The sequence below is a fragment of the Bacillus pretiosus genome (assembly GCF_052947655.1).
Genome location: NZ_CM129593.1, coordinates 3007110 through 3025063 on the forward strand (window position 1 = coordinate 3007110; position 17954 = coordinate 3025063).

The window sequence follows — 17954 nt, forward strand, 5'->3', positions numbered from 1 at the left end:
CTATGCGAGAAGACCGAAGAGTTGATAGATTAACTTGACTTGTTTTTTACAGCCTACTCTCCAGGCAAAGTCTGTCCTTTTCCCTTAAGTAAAAATCAATGGGATTCCCATTTGAATCGATCACACCACACATATAAAGCCACTGCCCTTTGACTTTAATATAGGTTTCACCTCAAGACTTATAGATTTTTTCAAATTTTACACTAGAATCATTATTATTTCTATTATACTGATACTTTTTCAGGATCATTTAACTTTTGCATAAAGATACGTGCTGCAAAACTTAAAAATTTATCATCAAAGTGAATAAGATTAATATCTTGACTTGGTGTCGGATCAATAATACGAACTATACTCAAATTATCATTATTAACAAAGTCAACTAGTGAAAGAGGTATTATGGCAACGCCATGTCCATTATATACAAGGCTCAATAGAGAAATAGAAGATTTTGTTTCTATATTTGCTTCAGATAAAGATAACCCTAAACTCTCAGAATATATCTTAATAGATTCACGACAACTACATGAAACCATTATTCTACTCAGCCCTGCTAATTCTCGAAAAGAAACAAATGATTTTTCATTCAAAGGATGTTTTTTTGGAATTACAAGGACGAGCTCTTCGCTATACAAAAGGGTGCTTGTTAATGTGTCTGGAATTTGAGCACTACGTGTGATCCCTAAATCAATATTTTTGTCAACGATTTGATTTACAGCAACTTCGGATTCTATAATTTTCACTATAATGTTGGGATAATGTTGTTGAAACTTCATAATATAAGGTGTTAAATAAGTGAGGTCCTCTAATAAACCTCCTATAGTAATCACACCTCTTTTTACACCCTTTAATTCAAAAATTTCATTATAAACGTCATCAAATTGTTGCATGATAAATTTTCCTTTATCAAATAGCAGCTTACCCGCTTCTGTCATTTTGATACCTCTTCCAACTCGATGAAACAAGGGTGTATCAAGTTCACCTTCTAACACACGTATTTGCTGACTTAAAGTCGGCTGTGAAATACCTAGAACTTCCGCAGCTTTAGTAAAACTATTATTATTACAAACTTGAATAAAATACTCTAAATGACGTAATTCCATTCTTGATACCCACTCTCCGCTTTATGAAAGATTTATAATGAAAAGGACAATATGTATACGTTAACATAACAACTTTATTACCTACTACACTAATTGCAATTACATAATTTTTTTATTTTGTATTACAACAAATTTACTACTATTTATTAATTTTTCCTCCTATTTATTTAATTTATATTTAATTAGGATATTACTAAACAGAAATAACCTCTAAAAACTTACAATTTCCGTGTGTAACATCCTAACTTTTTCAACTCTTTAATTATCATTTCTTCTCCATATAGTCCAAACTATCAAATATTTGCCGAATCCCCTCTTTATGCTGTGGAAAAATAGTATCCATCAATTCAATACCTTCTGAAGTAATTGACGTATACGTGATACTACTACTTGCAAATAATATTTTGTCTCCAATTTTTTATAGGCTGATCGCCTTTACTGTATAGTAGCTCAAGCACTGCAAATTCAGTTGGATTAAGTCTATAACTTTTTATATCCTCTTCAATACGCTTAGTGATTGACTGTACTGCCCTTGATAATATAACAAATAACTTTAAAGATAAGCTCTCATCGTTACTCACGTTCCTAATTACCAATCCTTTACAAGTTATCTTGAATTCGAGATTTATTATATTATCGTCAAAATATTATGTCAATAATTCGTTTTAGCTTTATCAAGCCACTTATAATTTATTTCTCAACATAAGACATATAGAATTAGAAGAAAACAATTGTTACTATATAAGTATCTCAATTGCGTTATTTCTTTTAAAGAGAGCTTGTTTTCTAACGCAAGTTCTCTTTTGTCATATTCTAAATTGAATCCGGACAAATTTCAGATGATGTGTCTGCCCATTTATATAATATAGTTTTTAAACAAAGATTAGAGCCCTCCTTCGTGTAGGAGAGCTCTAATCTTTCATATAAATATTCACCATTTTTATCATTGCGGGGACATCAAAATTTTAACTTGATGGGGATATGGCACTACCCCCATTAATAAATATTACTAACCATATATCTAGGTTAATATCTATCATATTTTTTATAAACAGGATTAATTAGATTTAAAAAAAGATTTCTTTTTCTTTACTCGTAATAAATCACCTGTCCATCCTTTGACTCGCATATACAAATACATCCCCCCTGTTGTGAAAATGATAAATAAGAGAACGATTAAATAGCTATATTTCCATTCCAGTTCAGGCATGTATTTAAAATTCATCCCCCACAATGCTCCTAAGGCCGTCAAAGGCGTACTTACAGCAGTTAATACAGTAAGAGCTTTCATAATTTCATTCCCACGATGAGAAGAAACAACTTCTTGTAAATGAATCATCGTGTCTAATTCTTCTTGGTACTCTTTAACAAGTTGTAATCCACGCTCTAATTTTACGTGTGTTTGTTTATAACAAAGGGTGTTTGTTAGGTTTTCTAACCAAGCTTCCTCCAAGCCTTGCAACACTTCTTGTATTAAGCGAAACACATGTGTGTTCATAAATAATTCATGACGAATATGATAAATTCTTTCTAAAACTGCTATGTTATTATGATGATAAAAATCCCATAACACATTTCTGAAATTGTTTTCAAAATAGTCAACCTTTCGTAAATAGTGAGATATAAATATTGATAAGATAGCACATAATCCTTCAGCGGAACTATTACATTTTTTTATACCCATAGGGAAATTATGTATTAATTTTTGGAAATCCTCTTCCTCTTTTTCCTGGACCGTTATCAGTATTCCATGAGCTACGAAATAATGAAGAAATTTTTGAATTTTGGCGTCCTTTTTATCTTGATCATATAAAAACGAACCATATACACAAGTTTGACTTGGTGATAACGTATAAACATATAATCCATTTTCACAAGGAGAACTTATTTTTTTTACAAATTGAGAGAAATAAGATGTTACATCACGAGGGATTATAGAAGAAAGTTTTTCAAGTTCACTAGTTTTCACATGATACCAATCCCATTTCGGCATTTTTATGCATTCCATATTATTCTTCCTTTCTGAATAGTTTTATGTTTCATCGAATAATATCCGTAATATGAAATTTATATGTAGGTATTCATGTCTTGGAGGAAAAGTTTTTAGATCCTCTAAATTACAAACTAAATGGCATAGGAGGTCTTCTTCTGTTACAAGGAAGACCTCCTATATATTAGTTATTTTCATTCTAAATTTTAAACTTTTCCTCTATACAAGCACTTTGTATCTTTTCTTATTTATATGTGGAAAAGAAGCCACATAATTTGGCACGTCTATTCAACGAACTCCATTTCGGTCGTTATTATAATTTGGATTCATATGCAGATTGATTGGTGATGTCATCAAATACTTGACTTCCAATCATATAGTATCCATGAAGTGCTGCCTCTTTCGAAGCGTCTACCATACGGAAAGAAGAAATTTCACCTTGCATTTTTTCAATTCGTTTTTTGTGGATGTCTACTATTCCTCCTGTCCAAATAATAGTGTCATACTGGTCTAACTTAAATTGTTCTTGTAATACACGCATAACGTCTTGGAAGTGTGTATCCAACTCTTCTTGAATCAAAGTATTAACCTGACTTGTCTGATGATTTTCTTCTCGACCTCCATATCCTTTTTCTAATATTTTTGGCATGTCGTTAATATGCAAGTCATCACTTTCCCCTGCATGATTCTGCAGGATATTCTTAATATTTTTCAAAGGCTTGCTACATCCTAGTTCCGTCTCATAATGATTTAAAATGACATTCTGTTTCATATCTGTCATTTCTAATGTACGAAATCCACCATCAATAATTAAGATACGATCTTGTTCCTGAATGATTCCCTCTTTTAAGAAATAGGCATGTAAAGCAACCGGTTGCTGAAGAATCAAAACATTTTCCACCGTAATATTAATAAATTTCCCATCAATTTGCACGGAAGTTTCTTTTTTTAATACATTTTGTAATTGCTCATGCTGACTACCAAAATAAGTAACGGGAAGCCCGGTCACAACTAAAGGTAACACGACATTTTCTTTATAATCCTTTGCAATGCAACCAAATATTTGTTGTTTAAACTGTTCGCTTTCATAATAATTTTCTATTTCTTCTTCAAATGGAGGAAGAAATGAAGCGTCAGATTGATGTGCTTCATTTCCCATGTAGTATGCAAAGTCTAAGTCTATAAAACTTACCTTTGTTAAATCTTCACTTTCAGCATGATTAGGTACAGGGGCTAGTGTCGAAGCTTCACTCTTAATCGTCACCTCAGAATCTACATCCTGTCGATATGCCCGCTTAGTAAAACCAATTCCTACATCAATTGCATACAGAGATTTCATACTTTTTTCCTCACTTTCTCTTTTTAGAATTAAATCTAAGCACTCTCTTCTTTCCCTTCTTTCATATATTTCTTTTCATTTTTCGTTTTTTCTCCGTCTATGTCCTTACTATTTTGATTTATTTCGTTATCCTTTTCATCTTTTTTCTTTTTGTTATTTTCGTTTTCTGTTAAATCTTTAATAGTAGAAATGACAACCGGTGTGGCTGTAAGCAGTTGTGGTAATGTTTGTTTTGCAACATTAGCTGCAGTTACAGAGAATTGTTTACTTGTCTCAGTTACCTTCTCTAATGTTTCCTTTATGTTTCCTTCTTGTAGTTTGTCTTTTACGCTTTTTCCTTTTGTTTGTATAGCTTTCCGATTTTCTTTTTTTAATAGGGAGACCATGACTCCGGTCGTAATCCCAATCACAGCATATTTAAATATTGTATGTTTCATTTTTCTCACCCTTCTCTACTTTTATTTTCTTCCATACTACAACCTAAAATAATTAACTTACCTATTTATCAGATGTTGCAATCTATTAGAGAGAATGATAGTTTTGCGGCTGTCTATCACTCGCCGTTGGTGTTTCAGCTGTTACTAGAAGTAAAATTCTCCCTTGATCTAATTTTTCTTCATATAAATTAGCTTCCTCCTTCGACAACCCCATTTCCTCCATTTGATTTCGGAGTTCGTCCCCTTTTTTGGAGAAAAAGTTGATAATACTTGTACCCAATCCTTGTTCTTTTACTCCAATCGTATTTGTGTTTGTATCATCCGCAATCTTTTTTGTTAGATGTGTTTCATGTGTTAAAACGTAAATGTCATCTTGGCGAATCCCTTGCAATTCTAGCTCTTTTACTTTCATAACTACTTCCTGTTCATTTTCATATTCATGAACCACCGGTTTTCTTTCATTCTTATGCATTGTATTTTTCCTCCCTTAGATTTTTTATTTTCTTATTTAGTTGTTATGTAATATGTAATACACCTATTTTAAAGATGTTAAACCTAAATTTTCAAAAAACTTCACACAATAGGTTATTACTGTTTTTGAATATCAAAGAAATGTCACGAGCACTTTGCTTTGATAACAGGGTTACAAATAACGCTTTGTTTGGAAGACAAGTCCATTATTTTATAGAAAATTTCTATTTAAAAAAGTTACAAAAGGAGTATAAGATATTTTTTTTCGTTAATTAAATCAAAGGAAAATAAAAAAACACTCTTTTTAAAAGAGTGCTAAAAAACATATAACCTAATAATGTTTCTAGTTTGATTACAGAAAGAAAGTCTTTATTAAAACATATAGTTGCTAATTTAATTGCGATCTTCCTTGCACCCAAGCAGCAATATCATTTATAACATACTCAGGAATATTAGCAGGACTATAATATTCATCCGGTTTACTTATTTCTCCATCCCCTTCTGTAAAGAAATGATTTAACTTTGGATATAGCTGATAATCAACGTTATCTCGTTCTTTTAATTGTTCTTTCCAAAGAGGAATTTCGATTTTTGATTGAACTTGATAGTCTCTTTCCCCTTGAATAATAAGAAGCGGTGTCTTTTGTTCTTTTGACATTTCTGCTGCTTTAATTTTCCGAATAGAATCCCAAAATACTGCTGATCCTAAGTAAAAATCTTTTGAAGGATTCTGACCAGAGAAATTTGGATCCTTTAATAATTCAAATTGCGATTTGTAGAATTTATATTGCTCCTGGTTCATTGCTCCAATAGAAAAAAGATACTCAAATTGATCTAAAACAACGTCTTGAATCGTACGAGCTGGCCCACCCATTACAATTGCCCCAGCAATATTTTGATTTTGGTCTTTTTCAATCATTTTCGGAAGCATCATTCCACCTTGACTATGACCAAGAATATATATTTGATTCTTATTTATTAGAGGCTCATTTTTAAGAAATTGAGTTACAAGAAGAGCATCATCTGTTGTCTCTTTATCAACTGTATAGAAGGGACTGAATTGTGTTTTCAACCCATGTTCATACGTTCGTTTATTATAGCGAAGGACAGCAATTCCCTTCGATGCAAGACCTTCAGCTAAATCGCGAAATGGTTTTAAAGCAAACGCTGTTTCATCCTGATCAGTTGCTCCTGATCCTTGAACAAGAATAACCGCTGGAAAAGGACCATTTCCTTTTGGAACCGACAATGTTCCTGGTAATGGAAATGCACCACTTCCAACTACTACTTCTTTATCAACAAATGATTCAGGCTTACTATATGATGGACGCTCAGCAACAGGACTAAACGACATGCTTAGTTGAAAATCGTCTATTTTTCCAGATGGATCTAGTTTAATTAGTAAAGGTACAGTCATTTTTTCAAAAACTAATTGAATCTCCACATTTGTATGAACAGGATTTGTCTCTTTTTGTGTAACCTCTCCAATTTCTATAAAAGAACCTGCTTGTAATTGAACTGGAAGTCCCTCCCAATAGCTCTTCAACCATTCTTCGGATATTATTTTCTGTAATGACCTTGAGGTTAAATCAAATGCAGATTTATAATCTTCACTATTCATATGGCGAATAAATGAAAGAGTAGTAGATATAATAGGATTTTCATCATCACTATTGTCTATTTTTTTTATATTTGTGTTTACTTCCTTTAATTTTGAAATAAATTGGTGGTTAAATGGATTATTATATGTATTAGGATATAAATTTGTTTTCAAAATTTCCGTATTCCGTCCCTTATACAAATTTGAAGAGCTCTTAAAATTTTCAGGTGAAATTACTTCCTCCGCATATGAGACTGAGGGAATTGCTATTGTAAAAATTGCACTGATAAGTAATAACTTATTACTTATTCTTCTTTTCTTACCCATACTTATTGATTCTCCCTTCAAAATTTAAAATTTCTAATACAATATGCCAACTATAAGGAAAATAAAAATTACCAAAGAGATTAATAATCTATTTTACAATCCCCCTCCCAAGTTAAAAATCTATCATTAACAAACTTCAATAAAAAACGCCTTCCCCCTCTTTTTTTATTGTTGGATTTTCCAATGACCTAGAAGTACAGCACGAAATTACATGTAACCGACCCATGAGATTCTCTGTTTCAAAAGAAAAAAGCACCCTACTAGATGCTTTCTTTAATTGTTCTCACTATAATTTATTTAGATAATTCTCTTATTACTGTACGATACATTTATTCTAGTTCCTAACTCTCACTTATTTCTTAATTCACTCATACCAATATAAAACCAAATAACCTACCATCAAAAAATAAAGAAAACAGGGGATTTGGCTATTCATCCCGTAAGCTTAATACTCAATTTAATCTTTTTCACACGGTTAAACTTTATTAAGAAAACCTTAAGGAATTTCCCTCTATATTTATAAGAATTTTTTTCTATACTGAATCCTGTAAATGAACAAGAGGAGAAATGATCATGAAGAAATTTGTACTTTGCATACTAGGAATAGGCCTACCTATATACTTACTACCTTTCATATTACGGGGGGATTTGGATAGATTTAATCCGATTGCTGAAGAAAAAAATGTATACGCCATTGCGAAAGGATATGGTGTTCCCGATTATCATCATAAAGGACGAGCTATGTACACCATAAAAGGTGTTGATGAATCAAAGAATGAGAAAGAATATACAGTAGGAACTAGCACCCCTAATGATTTTATAAAAAAAACTTACTTAAAAATTCATGTAAAAGGAAGATATGTCTTTTCTTACGATATTATTTCTGAAAAAGATATTCCGGAGAAAATAAGAGGAAAATTGGAGATAAAAGTTAAATAAAAGAGCCTACTCGTATGAGCTGGCTCTTTTATTTTATGGATACGACTTATCATTACTGTTTAGCTCTAATTCATTTGTTACGCGTCGCAAGTTCATTTATCTGCAATATTATTAATGTGCGCCACTTAATTTAACTAGAATTTTTGCTTGAGACTTATCATGAATTAACGCTTCAAAGCCTTGTTCAGCGATATTATCTATATCAACTTTACTTGTAATAATTGATTGCGCTGGCAACCCTCCGTTAGCAAGTAATTCAATGACCTCATTGTAAGTTTCATTACTGTATCCTACAGACCCCATTAATTTTACACCACTAAAAATTAGTGAAGCAGGAGCATTAAACTGGATATTTTGCGTATGGAAGCTGATAACCATCATTGTGCCACGAACTTTAGTTGATTGAATAGCTTGATTAAATGTTGAATCAACACCTGCAGCTTCAACTGTAACATCTGCTCCATCTGGGAATAATTTACGAATTTCTTCAACAGGATTCACTTCTTTAGCATTAAAGACATGTGTTGCACCCATTTCAGTTGCTTTATCGAGTCGACTATCAAATAAATCGATAACAATAATATTCGAAGCGCCTGCAGCTTTTGCGCCTAAAACAGCAAATAACCCAATTGGACCCGCTCCATAGACAACAACAGTATCTCCTTCTTTTACATTTGAATCCTTAATTGATTGGAAAGATACAGCTGCGGGTTCAACCATTGCTGCTACTTCTAGTGGTAAATTATCTGGAATTTTAAAAATCGTTTTTTGTGGAAGTGTCACGTATTCAGCAAACCCTCCATCAGTATGTGCACCAACTGCATCTAAAGTGATGAAACGTTCCGTTTCAGCATTTGAAGGATCTTTAAGCATCATTGGATAGATACACACTCTGTCACCTTCTTTAAATTTTTTCACATGAGAACCAACCTCTGCAATTTCACCAGAAAATTCATGTCCAATTATCATATTCTTATTCATTGGTACTGAATCTGGATGCAAATATGCGTGTAAATCAGACCCACAAATACCAGCCCATGCTACTTTAACTTTTACATCATTAGGTTGTAATTCTTTCACTTCTCTTTCCTCGATACGGATATCTCTTTCGCCATACCACACTGCAGCCTTCATAAAAAATCCTCCTTTAAATCATTCAAATATTATATATAATTTTTCATTTAACATTAGATTGTAATTCATTTTTCAAAGCATGAAAGCAAGTTTCTTTTCCTCTTTAATCTTCCTCCTAATTCCTTTCCTCCTTTGCTATGTTCATTAATCTATCATAGGTTTTGGAGGAATTCGATGATCAAAAAATAACATATATCTCAAAGTGAGACATATGTTATGAAGTGGTTCATTTGTCTATAAGTTTTTAGAAATCTGAATTAATTCTTCTTTTGTATATGAATATTCATTGTTTAGCCATTTTTTTATAATCTCAAAAAAACCACTACAGTAGAAATCACATAGTACCATTGGGTAATCAGAGGTTTGGATTCGTTTGGAAAGTGGATCATTATATTCCATTGAATTTTCTGCACCAAACTGAATCAATTTCTTGTATAACTCAAGACTATTATTTTTACTGGTAATATTAAAAAACAATGTACGATTAACATCTATGTATTCGATTATTTCCTCAAACAATGTACGTTCTAAATCGGAAGCCTGCTTTGTTTGTTCAAAGAGGTTTATTGCGATGAAATTTGACACATCACTAAATAGCTCATATTTATCTTCGTAATGACGGTAAAATGTGCTTCTATGAATCATTGCTTTTTCACATATATGATTAATTGTGATGGATGAAAATGTTTTTTCTTTTAATAATTCCATGAACGCATCTTTTATTATGTTTTGTGTGCGTAATCGTGTAAAATTGCTCAATTTAAGTAACCTCCTATATTAAACTCTTAATAATGATTAAAATTATAGTCATTTTATTTATATAGTCCCCATTCCCTATATCCGTTAGTAATTCATACACTTTTGATTAAAGGTGAATTTTTACCGATATATGAATGCACTAAACCTTGAGTTGACCACCGAAATACAATAATTGCGAGCTTGCATGCCTCTAAAGCTTCGTAATGTTTTAGTTTCTCCATTGATAAGGATTATTTTTCCCCATTAATATTTGCACAACTCAGGAAGCTTTTCGATTCATTCACACTAATTGAATAGCCTGCTTTATTTCGTAGCAGTCATACGGGGTGTTCTACATCACCATCAAGCTAAAAATAATGTTTTACCCAAATCCAAAAAATGATTCAACTAATTATAGAAAGATACATTTTTATTTTAGGATGTACATTTGAATTAAAGCCCTGATGCACCTGCACCAGGGCTAAACTATTTATTTTCTTTGGATCATTTCACTTTTCACCGGAAAAGATTTCAATCCGTATACAGAACTACTATTTGAGATAGGGATGGGAAGGTTAGTATCAATGAACGAAAATGATTTATATTTTTTAGTTAATTCCATCAAGACAATTCTAGCTTCTAACCTAGCTAGTCGAGCCCCTAAGCAAAAGTGGATTCCATGACCAAATGCAAGATGGGGATTGCGCTTACGGTGTATATTGAAACTATCAGCATCTTTGAAATAATTAGAATCTCGATTAGCTGATCCCACCCAAGCTGAGATGATTTGATCTACTTGTAAAGTTTGGCCATTTAATTGCATTCCTTTTTTTACTCTGCGTACAACTCTTTGAGCCGGTGAACGATAACGCAATACTTCTTCAATTGATTTTGGAATAAGAGCTGTATCCTGCTGTATTTGTTTATAAACATCTGGATGTTCAATTAAACAATATAATAAGTTGCCGAGCAAGTTGGTTGTTGTTTCATTTCCTGCTACTAATAATAATTTACAAAACGCCACTAATTCCTCACCCGAAATATTTTTATCTGCTTCACTTTGAACTAATAATGAAATAATATCATTTGAATCCTTTTGGGCTTTTCCTCGATTAAGTTTTATAATTTCTTCAAAAAAATTCCCTAATTCATTTTCTGCTTGTAAACGTGTATGAAAAAATTCTGTTAAATAATCCGGATCATCATGACTGGGTGAACTTACGATAATGTCAGACCAATTCTTGAATCTGCCCATATCATTAGTAGAAACACCTAACATCTCCGCAATTACTATAACCGGTAAAGGATAAAATAACTCCTGGACAATATCAAAATTTTCGCGATTAGATAATTGAGTAAGGATATCTTCTGTGATTTCTTGGATTCTAGGCTCCCATACCTCTAATGCTTTAGGAGTGAAAGAACGATTTACAATAGACCGAATTTGCGTATGCTTTGGTTGATCCATTCCAAGGATACTTTGGGGCAATGGAGGCTTCTTCTTTTCGGGCATAATATTAGAAAAATACTCTTTATCCTCTAAAACTCTTTTTACATCGTCGTACAAAAAAACATTCCACATGTCAGCCTGAGGATTAAAACAAATAGGTTCTTCCTGTCGCATTACTTTATACCATGCAAATGGATCATATAGATCTTCCAAGGCCTTTTTTCCTATCAGCTTATTTGTATGAATCATAATAATTGATTCATAAGGTGTTTTCATATATACAATCTCCCCTCAAAAAATTATTTACATTAAACCGAATATAATTCACCGAATATCATTCGGTTTAATGAAGATTATATAACAATAAAACATATTTTCAAACTACTTTTTCATTTTTAAGATATCAGTTAATATATAATCAAGGAGGAATAAACTTTGTGTAAAAAAAATCTGACCAAAAGAAAACAACAAGCTCTACTAACACAGAGCAATATATCTCATGTGTTTTTGAATTTAACGAAAGAAAAAAAATTTGAGAATATAACAATTGAAGATATTTGTAAAAAAGCAAATGTCTCAGTAGGAACTTTTTATCATTATTTCTCTTCCAAAGAGGATATTTACAAAAAAATATTTCAACAAATTGACGAAAACCTACATGTTGAATTAGGAAATATTGATCAACATACAACAGTGCAAACGACTATTTTAAATTTCTTCCAATGCATAGCTGAATATACAACTAAATTAGAGTTACATATAAATCTTCTTAATGATTTAAACAAAAGATCATTTATATATGAGCCTTCATTAATTTACAAAGCTCTAAATAGTTTTGTTTATAAAGGACAACTCGAAAAGGAATTAACAAATGATATGAGTGTAGAAGAAATAACAACGTATCTTTTTACATTCGCTAGAGGGCTTATATTAGATTGGTGTATTTTAGAGGGAGCATACTCTTTAGAGCAGAGAATGGATACTTATATGAAATTAGCATTAAAGTCTTTAAAACCATAAATTTCATCCAAGCTCTATGCTTTCTTACCCCATTGTTTTTATTTAAGTCTGTTTGATGTTAAAGCAGCTAAACTAAAAGAAAAAGCATCAGCCTTCTTTCTACTACAAGAAAGAAGGCTGATGCTTTTTCTTTTTTATAATACAACATATAAATCACACATCAATCCATTTCCAGCCCCTTAATCCCTAAGCTCGAAGAAGGAAATACAGGATAAAATACGTGTGTAAAGACACGATTCATAAATAAATTTGATTACTGATTTTTGTACTGTATATATTTTCTACATACCGTTAGAAGTTTATTAAGAAATGAGCCAATTTGGGATTTTTGTCTCATTTTGAAACATATACACATTTTTGATTATCGTTTTCCTCTAATGCCTATGGTAAATTACTAAACATAGCTAGCTTAAAAATAATATTTCACCTTTCAGACAAAACACTATAAAAAGGAGCTTTTAAAATGAAGAATCGAGTACATCCAAAGTTATTACCAGCGTTAGAAATGATTCCAGATTTTGAGTTACGTCCAGAGAACTTGCCAGCAATGAGAGAACAAGCCGCACTAATCTTACCAGATATTATTGGTGATGAATCACTTTCGATAACAGAGGAAATCATTGAGGGGCCTGATGCGAATCCATTGCGATTAAAAATTTATCGTCCAAAATCAAATGATCAATCCTTACCTGCCCTGTTATGGATACATGGTGGCGGTTATATCTTAGGGTCTGCAGATGAGAATGATATCCTTTGTGTGAGATTTGCAAAAGAAGCAAACTGTATGGTCGTTAATGTAGATTACCGTTTAGCTCCTGAACATCCTTATCCAGCTCCAATTGAAGATTGTTATGCAGCACTAAAATGGATGGCTGATAACGCAGAAGCTTTAAACATTGATTCAAATCGAATTGGGGTTGCAGGAGCGAGCGCTGGTGGTGGACTAACAGCAGCATTAACATTATTAGCTCGTGATCGACAATACCCTTCTATTTGTTTCCAAATGCCACTTTATCCAATGATTGATGATCGTAATATTACACCTTCTGCGAATGAAATTAAAGAAGGATTTACTTGGAATCAAAAGACAAATGAAGCTGGATGGAAAATGTATTTAGGAGAATTACATGGAACGGATCATATTCCTGCGTATGCAGCCGCTGCTCGAGCAGAAGATTATCGTAATCTTCCACGTACCTACACATGTGTTGGTCAATTAGATCCATTCCGTAGTGAAACATTAACCTATGTAACGAAACTTGCAGAAGCTGGTGTTGATGTTGAATTCCATTTATACCCTGGAGCTTATCATGGGTTTGAAATGCTACCTTCAGATGCTGATATAACTATTCACGCTTGGAATGATTATGTACGAGCAGTTAAGACTGGTTTGGCAAAAAAATAACTGAAGGAGAGAATTCATTTCTGTATAAATTTTTTAAAACTAAAGGAGAGGCTTTTATGAAAAATAGAGTACATCCAGAATTAAAAGAAATATTTTCTGTATTACCAGCAATAGATAATAGTCCAGAAAATTTCCAACAATATAGAACGTGGGCTAATGAAACTTTTGCTGCAACTGATTTAACGTCGAATGATAAAATTATGGTATCCAATCGATTAATACCTGGACCTGAAGGAGCACCAGAAGTTAGAATTCGCATTTATGAACCAACTAAAAACACAAAAGATTTACCTGGAGTTCTCTGGATTCACGGTGGTGGATATACAGTAGGATTACCCGAAATGGATGATAGACTTTGTGAAAAATTTGTATTGGAAGCCGACTGTGTAGTGGTTTCAGTTGATTATCGATTAGCACCGGAAAATCCATTCCCTGCACCACTTGAAGACTGCTATGCAGCTTTACAGTGGGTTTCTAATAATTCGGAAGATCTTGGTATCGATTCTTCTCGAATTGCAATTGCCGGAATGAGTGCAGGAGGTGGACTTACAGCAGCCCTTGCTCTTTTAGCAAGAGATAGAAAGGGACCTTCAATCATATTCCAAATGCCGCTATGCCCAATGATTGATGATCGTAATATTACACCTTCTACTTTTGAGATAACAGATCAAAAAGTATGGAACAGAGAAGCTAATATTTCTGGCTGGAAAATGTACTTAGGTTCAGCTTACGGTGAAGAGGTATCTCCATACGCTGCATCAGCTCGTGCAAGTGACCTTACAGGACTTCCACCAACTTATACATGTGTTGGTGAATTGGACCCATTCCGTGACGAAACAATCGAATACGCGAATAGACTACTTCAGGCAGGAGTACCAACAGAATTTCATGTTTATCCTGGTGGCTACCACGGATTTGAATTAATAGTTCCTAATGCTGAAATTAGCCAAAGAGCTGAGAAAGAATATATCAGTGCATTAAAACGAGCATTACAAAAAACAGAAGTTTAAATGGCAGCTTAATGAAAAATTGATTTTTTCTACTAGTTATTTATATATTTTCCAATCAGACTCAAAAAAGACTCTTATATAGTAAGAGTCTTTTTCGATCGATTTATTAAGTTTGTTATCATTGTTTTAACAACCATTCTTCAATTACTTTCACTGTTTCATCTTGTTGTGCTTTTGGCGTAATTAAGCTTGCATTATCACCTTTTTGCTCACCGTACATGCCAAAATGAGCATGATTTCCGCCCTTTATCATGTGCATAGTTGTATTCTTTGACATGAACCTTTTATTGTTCTCTATTTTTTCTACTGTTGCTAAAGCATCTACTTCCCCATAAATTGATAACATCGGAATCGATTTCGTAGAGAAGTCATCTGCAGGATACGAACCTAAGAAAATGATCCCGTCTATCTTGTCTTCATGTTGAAAAGCATACTTAGAAATCATAGCTCCCCCCATTGAATGCCCCGCAACATACCACTTCTGAACTTCAGGATACTGTTCCATTACACTGTCTACTGCATTGATTCCAAATATCGCTAAATTTAATGGCAACTTAGGCATCACTACAAAATGTCCATCTTTTGCGAGAGCTTCCCCTAAGTAACTATAAGCCTCAGCTTCTACTTTAGCTCCTTGATAAAAAATAACCCCTATTTTACCATCTTTCTCTCCAAAAACTATATTCTCTTCATCTTTTTTATCCTCTACTAACGATAAAGCCTCTTTCGTCGGTTTATAAGTAAACTGAGACCAAACAAAAAAACTAATACTTCCTATAAGTAAAATACCTAGTAAAGAGTACAGCGTAATTTTTATCCATTTCTTCACAAAGATGACCTCCCTAAGATGTATATATTCTATATTTTAGATTTTCATTAGTAAACATAAAAACTCGAGCATTTTTATTATGCTCAAGTTTTCATTTACTTCTTTAATTTATACTATAAATGGTCCAAGATAAATATGTAGCAAATGCAGACCATAAAAAATATAGAATTAGCAACCATGTCGATACTTTAGATAATTTGGAAGAAACCACTATGAGAAGTAACGTAGTAATAGCGACTAGTAAACAATCTACTGTTGCTAAAAATAAATTTTTTTGACTGAATTGAAAGTAGCTGAACGCTTGATTGCACATGTAATTTAAAAGGAATACAAACCAAAATGTTTTTGGCTTACGACCATATTTGTTGTAAATAATTGTAATCGACAATGCAATAAGTCCATATAATACAGCCCAAACTATTCCAATTGTCATACCAGAAGGTGTCCAAGACGGCTTTTCTAGTGCATCGTACCACATACGATCAATAGGAAAGAAAATACTAGAAACATAAAACAAACCATATGTTAGTAAAAATACTATAATACTAGATTTTTTCATAAACATTCTCCTTTTTACTAGAAGATTATAGAAACTTTATATGATTAGTATGTCCTCGTATTGGATAAATTTCTAATATTTAAATTTCAAATACATATTGTTTAATCTATTTTATACGAACTCTTTCATACTTTTATATGCAAAAAGTGCTCTCTCACGTGCTGCCTTATGATCAACAATTGGTAAAGGATATGTATGACCAAGCTTTATATTGGCCTTTTGTAAAATATGCTCAGGTGCATCCCAAGGTTTATGTATATATTTATTAGGCACATCTCTTAATTCTGGTACCCATCTTCTTATATACTCTCCATTTTTATCAAACTTTTCTCCTTGTGTGATGGGATTAAAAATACGAAAGTACGGTGATGCATCTGCCCCACTTCCAGCAACCCATTGCCATCCCATTGTATTATTTGCAATATCAGCATCTAGTAGTGTATCCATAAACCATTTTGCTCCTTCTTGCCACGGAATTAACAAATGCTTTACAAGAAAAGAAGCTACAGCCATTCTTGCTCGATTATGCATAAAACCTGTTTGCCATAGTTCCCGCATTCCCGCATCAATAAACGGATAACCAGTTTCACCCTTCTGCCATACTGTTAATAACTCCTCTTCATTATTCCATGGAAAATGTTCAAAGCTCTTATTAAGAGGTTTATATACTGTAAATGGATAATGATATAGCAAATAATAAGAAAACTCTCGCCAAATCAATTGACGGATAAAACTATTCACTTGTTTTTCAAAAAGACTACATTGTCTTTCGGTACTTTTATTGATTAAGTAATGATACATCCACCTCACTGATATTTGGCCAAATGAAAGATATGGTGCCAACATCGAATGAGCATTTTCATTTGGAAAGTCTCTTCCTTCACTATAAGAGGCTAATTTGCTAGAGAAAAATTTCTTACATGCTTTGTATGCCCCTTCTTCTGTAGGCTCCCATATTGATTCAATATGAGATGTCCACCGTATAGTCGGCAGCAAATGTAATTCTGAAACAGATAAGCTTGCTGGTAAAGAGTTTCCTCCCTTTATACGCTGCACTTTACTAATAGGCTTAGGTATTTCCTGCTTTTGAAATGCATTGTAAAAAGGCGTAAACACCTTATATTCAGTGTTATCTTTCTTTTTAATAATCCACGGTTCTAATAATAAATGCGAATTAAATTCCTTACAGATAATACCTTTACCTTCTAACATTATTTTCATTTTTTGATTAGATTGTAATCTGTCCGGATCATAACAAATATTCCAATATACAGCCGTTATACCTAATTGTTCTATGAGAGAAAGTATTTCTTCCAGTGTATTTCCTTTGCGAATTATTAAAGTAGATCCCAATGCCTCAAGTTGCTTTTGGACATCTATTATAGCATGGTGTAACCACCACTTTGATGCACTTCCTATTGAAAAAGTTTCATCTTGTACATATACCGGAAGAACCTCACCAGACTGAACAGCCTCAAATAGAGCTGGGTTATCATATAAACGAAAATCTTTTTGAAACATAACAATAATTTTTTTTTGCATAACTATCCCTTCTAATTCTTAAAACATATTAAATTTTATTATATAACAGTAATTTATACAT

17 protein-coding genes and 2 pseudogenes are annotated in these 17954 nt (G+C 32.7%); 5 read left to right on the forward strand and 14 right to left on the reverse strand.

Features of this window, described 5'->3' with window-relative positions; translation table 11 throughout:
• Positions 1–85: 85 nt before the first annotated feature.
• The 7 genes and pseudogenes from ACU8YW_RS15450 to ACU8YW_RS15480 form a co-directional block, all read right to left on the reverse strand.
• Positions 86–169: pseudogene (locus tag ACU8YW_RS15450) on the reverse strand (DDE-type integrase/transposase/recombinase); the annotation flags it as partial.
• A gap of 55 nt (positions 170–224) precedes the next feature.
• Entirely contained in the window at positions 225–1103 is an 879-nt protein-coding gene (locus tag ACU8YW_RS15455) for a LysR family transcriptional regulator (protein ID WP_088063904.1), read from the reverse strand.
• Positions 1104–1321: 218 nt separating this feature from the next.
• Positions 1322–1684: pseudogene (locus ACU8YW_RS15460) on the reverse strand (MarR family winged helix-turn-helix transcriptional regulator).
• A gap of 476 nt (positions 1685–2160) precedes the next feature.
• On the reverse strand, positions 2161–3111 hold the full coding sequence (locus ACU8YW_RS15465) for a magnesium transporter CorA family protein (protein WP_106382933.1): 951 nt from the start codon (positions 3109–3111) through the stop codon (positions 2161–2163).
• A 295-nt stretch (positions 3112–3406) separates the two neighbouring features.
• Entirely contained in the window at positions 3407–4432 is a 1026-nt protein-coding gene (locus ACU8YW_RS15470) for a ParM/StbA family protein (RefSeq protein ID WP_088063906.1), read from the reverse strand.
• A 35-nt stretch (positions 4433–4467) separates the two neighbouring features.
• On the reverse strand, positions 4468–4869 hold the full coding sequence (locus tag ACU8YW_RS15475) for a hypothetical protein (protein ID WP_061671948.1): 402 nt from the start codon (positions 4867–4869) through the stop codon (positions 4468–4470).
• A gap of 85 nt (positions 4870–4954) precedes the next feature.
• A complete protein-coding gene (locus ACU8YW_RS15480; RefSeq protein ID WP_088063907.1) occupies positions 4955–5341 on the reverse strand; it encodes a YflT domain-containing protein in 387 nt (128 codons plus the stop codon).
• Positions 5342–5460: 119 nt separating this feature from the next.
• On the opposite strand from ACU8YW_RS15480, the gene ACU8YW_RS15485 reads away from it, so the two are divergent.
• Positions 5461–5616, forward strand: coding sequence for an acyl dehydratase (locus ACU8YW_RS15485; protein ID WP_088063940.1), 156 nt, complete (start codon positions 5461–5463; stop codon positions 5614–5616).
• 112 nt (positions 5617–5728) lie between these two features.
• Here ACU8YW_RS15485 and ACU8YW_RS15490 read toward each other — a convergent pair whose 3' ends face one another.
• Positions 5729–7267 carry an alpha/beta hydrolase gene (locus ACU8YW_RS15490; protein ID WP_106382932.1) on the reverse strand — a complete coding sequence of 513 codons (1539 nt, stop codon included), beginning with the start codon at positions 7265–7267 and terminating at the stop codon, positions 5729–5731.
• A 573-nt stretch (positions 7268–7840) separates the two neighbouring features.
• On the opposite strand from ACU8YW_RS15490, the gene ACU8YW_RS15495 reads away from it, so the two are divergent.
• Complete coding sequence (locus ACU8YW_RS15495; protein ID WP_426934609.1) at positions 7841–8206, forward strand: YxeA family protein; 366 nt, start codon at positions 7841–7843, stop codon at positions 8204–8206.
• A 111-nt stretch (positions 8207–8317) separates the two neighbouring features.
• Here the strand turns inward: ACU8YW_RS15495 and ACU8YW_RS15500 are convergent, their stop codons facing one another.
• The 3 genes from ACU8YW_RS15500 to ACU8YW_RS15510 form a co-directional block, all read right to left on the reverse strand.
• Positions 8318–9340, reverse strand: coding sequence for a 2,3-butanediol dehydrogenase (locus ACU8YW_RS15500; RefSeq protein ID WP_426934608.1), 1023 nt, complete (start codon positions 9338–9340; stop codon positions 8318–8320).
• A 234-nt stretch (positions 9341–9574) separates the two neighbouring features.
• A complete protein-coding gene (locus tag ACU8YW_RS15505; protein WP_426934607.1) occupies positions 9575–10099 on the reverse strand; it encodes a TetR/AcrR family transcriptional regulator in 525 nt (174 codons plus the stop codon).
• Between the two features lie 469 nt (positions 10100–10568).
• A complete protein-coding gene (locus tag ACU8YW_RS15510; RefSeq protein ID WP_426934606.1) occupies positions 10569–11804 on the reverse strand; it encodes a cytochrome P450 in 1236 nt (411 codons plus the stop codon).
• Between the two features lie 159 nt (positions 11805–11963).
• Here ACU8YW_RS15510 and ACU8YW_RS15515 point away from each other — a divergent pair, with 159 nt between their 5' ends.
• The 3 genes from ACU8YW_RS15515 to ACU8YW_RS15525 all read left to right on the forward strand — a co-directional run bounded on the left by ACU8YW_RS15515 (position 11964) and on the right by ACU8YW_RS15525 (position 14963).
• Positions 11964–12548, forward strand: a complete 585-nt coding sequence (locus ACU8YW_RS15515) for a TetR/AcrR family transcriptional regulator (protein ID WP_426934605.1) — start codon at positions 11964–11966, stop codon at positions 12546–12548.
• A 463-nt stretch (positions 12549–13011) separates the two neighbouring features.
• Positions 13012–13953 (forward strand): alpha/beta hydrolase, encoded by a 942-nt coding sequence (locus ACU8YW_RS15520; protein ID WP_426934604.1) that lies wholly within the window; start codon positions 13012–13014, stop codon positions 13951–13953.
• Positions 13954–14009: 56 nt separating this feature from the next.
• Entirely contained in the window at positions 14010–14963 is a 954-nt protein-coding gene (locus ACU8YW_RS15525) for an alpha/beta hydrolase (RefSeq protein ID WP_097907816.1), read from the forward strand.
• A gap of 118 nt (positions 14964–15081) precedes the next feature.
• On the opposite strand, the gene ACU8YW_RS15530 is transcribed toward ACU8YW_RS15525, so the two are convergent.
• The 3 genes from ACU8YW_RS15530 to ACU8YW_RS15540 all read right to left on the reverse strand — a co-directional run bounded on the left by ACU8YW_RS15530 (position 15082) and on the right by ACU8YW_RS15540 (position 17893).
• Positions 15082–15792 (reverse strand): alpha/beta hydrolase, encoded by a 711-nt coding sequence (locus tag ACU8YW_RS15530; protein WP_088063909.1) that lies wholly within the window; start codon positions 15790–15792, stop codon positions 15082–15084.
• Between the two features lie 103 nt (positions 15793–15895).
• Positions 15896–16351: a TspO/MBR family protein gene (locus tag ACU8YW_RS15535; protein ID WP_088063910.1), complete on the reverse strand. Its 456-nt coding sequence runs from the start codon at positions 16349–16351 to the stop codon at positions 15896–15898.
• 111 nt (positions 16352–16462) lie between these two features.
• Positions 16463–17893: a cryptochrome/photolyase family protein gene (locus ACU8YW_RS15540; protein WP_098133163.1), complete on the reverse strand. Its 1431-nt coding sequence runs from the start codon at positions 17891–17893 to the stop codon at positions 16463–16465.
• Positions 17894–17954 lie beyond the last annotated feature (61 nt).

Coding starts and splice junctions, on each gene's coding strand:
- ACU8YW_RS15500 (WP_426934608.1), bottom strand. CDS start 9,340: ATGAAGGCTGCAGTGTGGTATGGCGAAAGAGATATCCGTATCGAGGAA.
- ACU8YW_RS15490 (WP_106382932.1), bottom strand. CDS start 7,267: ATGGGTAAGAAAAGAAGAATAAGTAATAAGTTATTACTTATCAGTGCA.
- ACU8YW_RS15455 (WP_088063904.1), bottom strand. CDS start 1,103: ATGGAATTACGTCATTTAGAGTATTTTATTCAAGTTTGTAATAATAAT.
- ACU8YW_RS15480 (WP_088063907.1), bottom strand. CDS start 5,341: ATGCATAAGAATGAAAGAAAACCGGTGGTTCATGAATATGAAAATGAA.
- ACU8YW_RS15525 (WP_097907816.1), top strand. CDS start 14,010: ATGAAAAATAGAGTACATCCAGAATTAAAAGAAATATTTTCTGTATTA.
- ACU8YW_RS15540 (WP_098133163.1), bottom strand. CDS start 17,893: ATGCAAAAAAAAATTATTGTTATGTTTCAAAAAGATTTTCGTTTATAT.
- ACU8YW_RS15535 (WP_088063910.1), bottom strand. CDS start 16,351: ATGAAAAAATCTAGTATTATAGTATTTTTACTAACATATGGTTTGTTT.
- ACU8YW_RS15475 (WP_061671948.1), bottom strand. CDS start 4,869: ATGAAACATACAATATTTAAATATGCTGTGATTGGGATTACGACCGGA.
- ACU8YW_RS15520 (WP_426934604.1), top strand. CDS start 13,012: ATGAAGAATCGAGTACATCCAAAGTTATTACCAGCGTTAGAAATGATT.
- ACU8YW_RS15465 (WP_106382933.1), bottom strand. CDS start 3,111: ATGGAATGCATAAAAATGCCGAAATGGGATTGGTATCATGTGAAAACT.
- ACU8YW_RS15495 (WP_426934609.1), top strand. CDS start 7,841: ATGAAGAAATTTGTACTTTGCATACTAGGAATAGGCCTACCTATATAC.
- ACU8YW_RS15470 (WP_088063906.1), bottom strand. CDS start 4,432: ATGAAATCTCTGTATGCAATTGATGTAGGAATTGGTTTTACTAAGCGG.
- ACU8YW_RS15510 (WP_426934606.1), bottom strand. CDS start 11,804: ATGAAAACACCTTATGAATCAATTATTATGATTCATACAAATAAGCTG.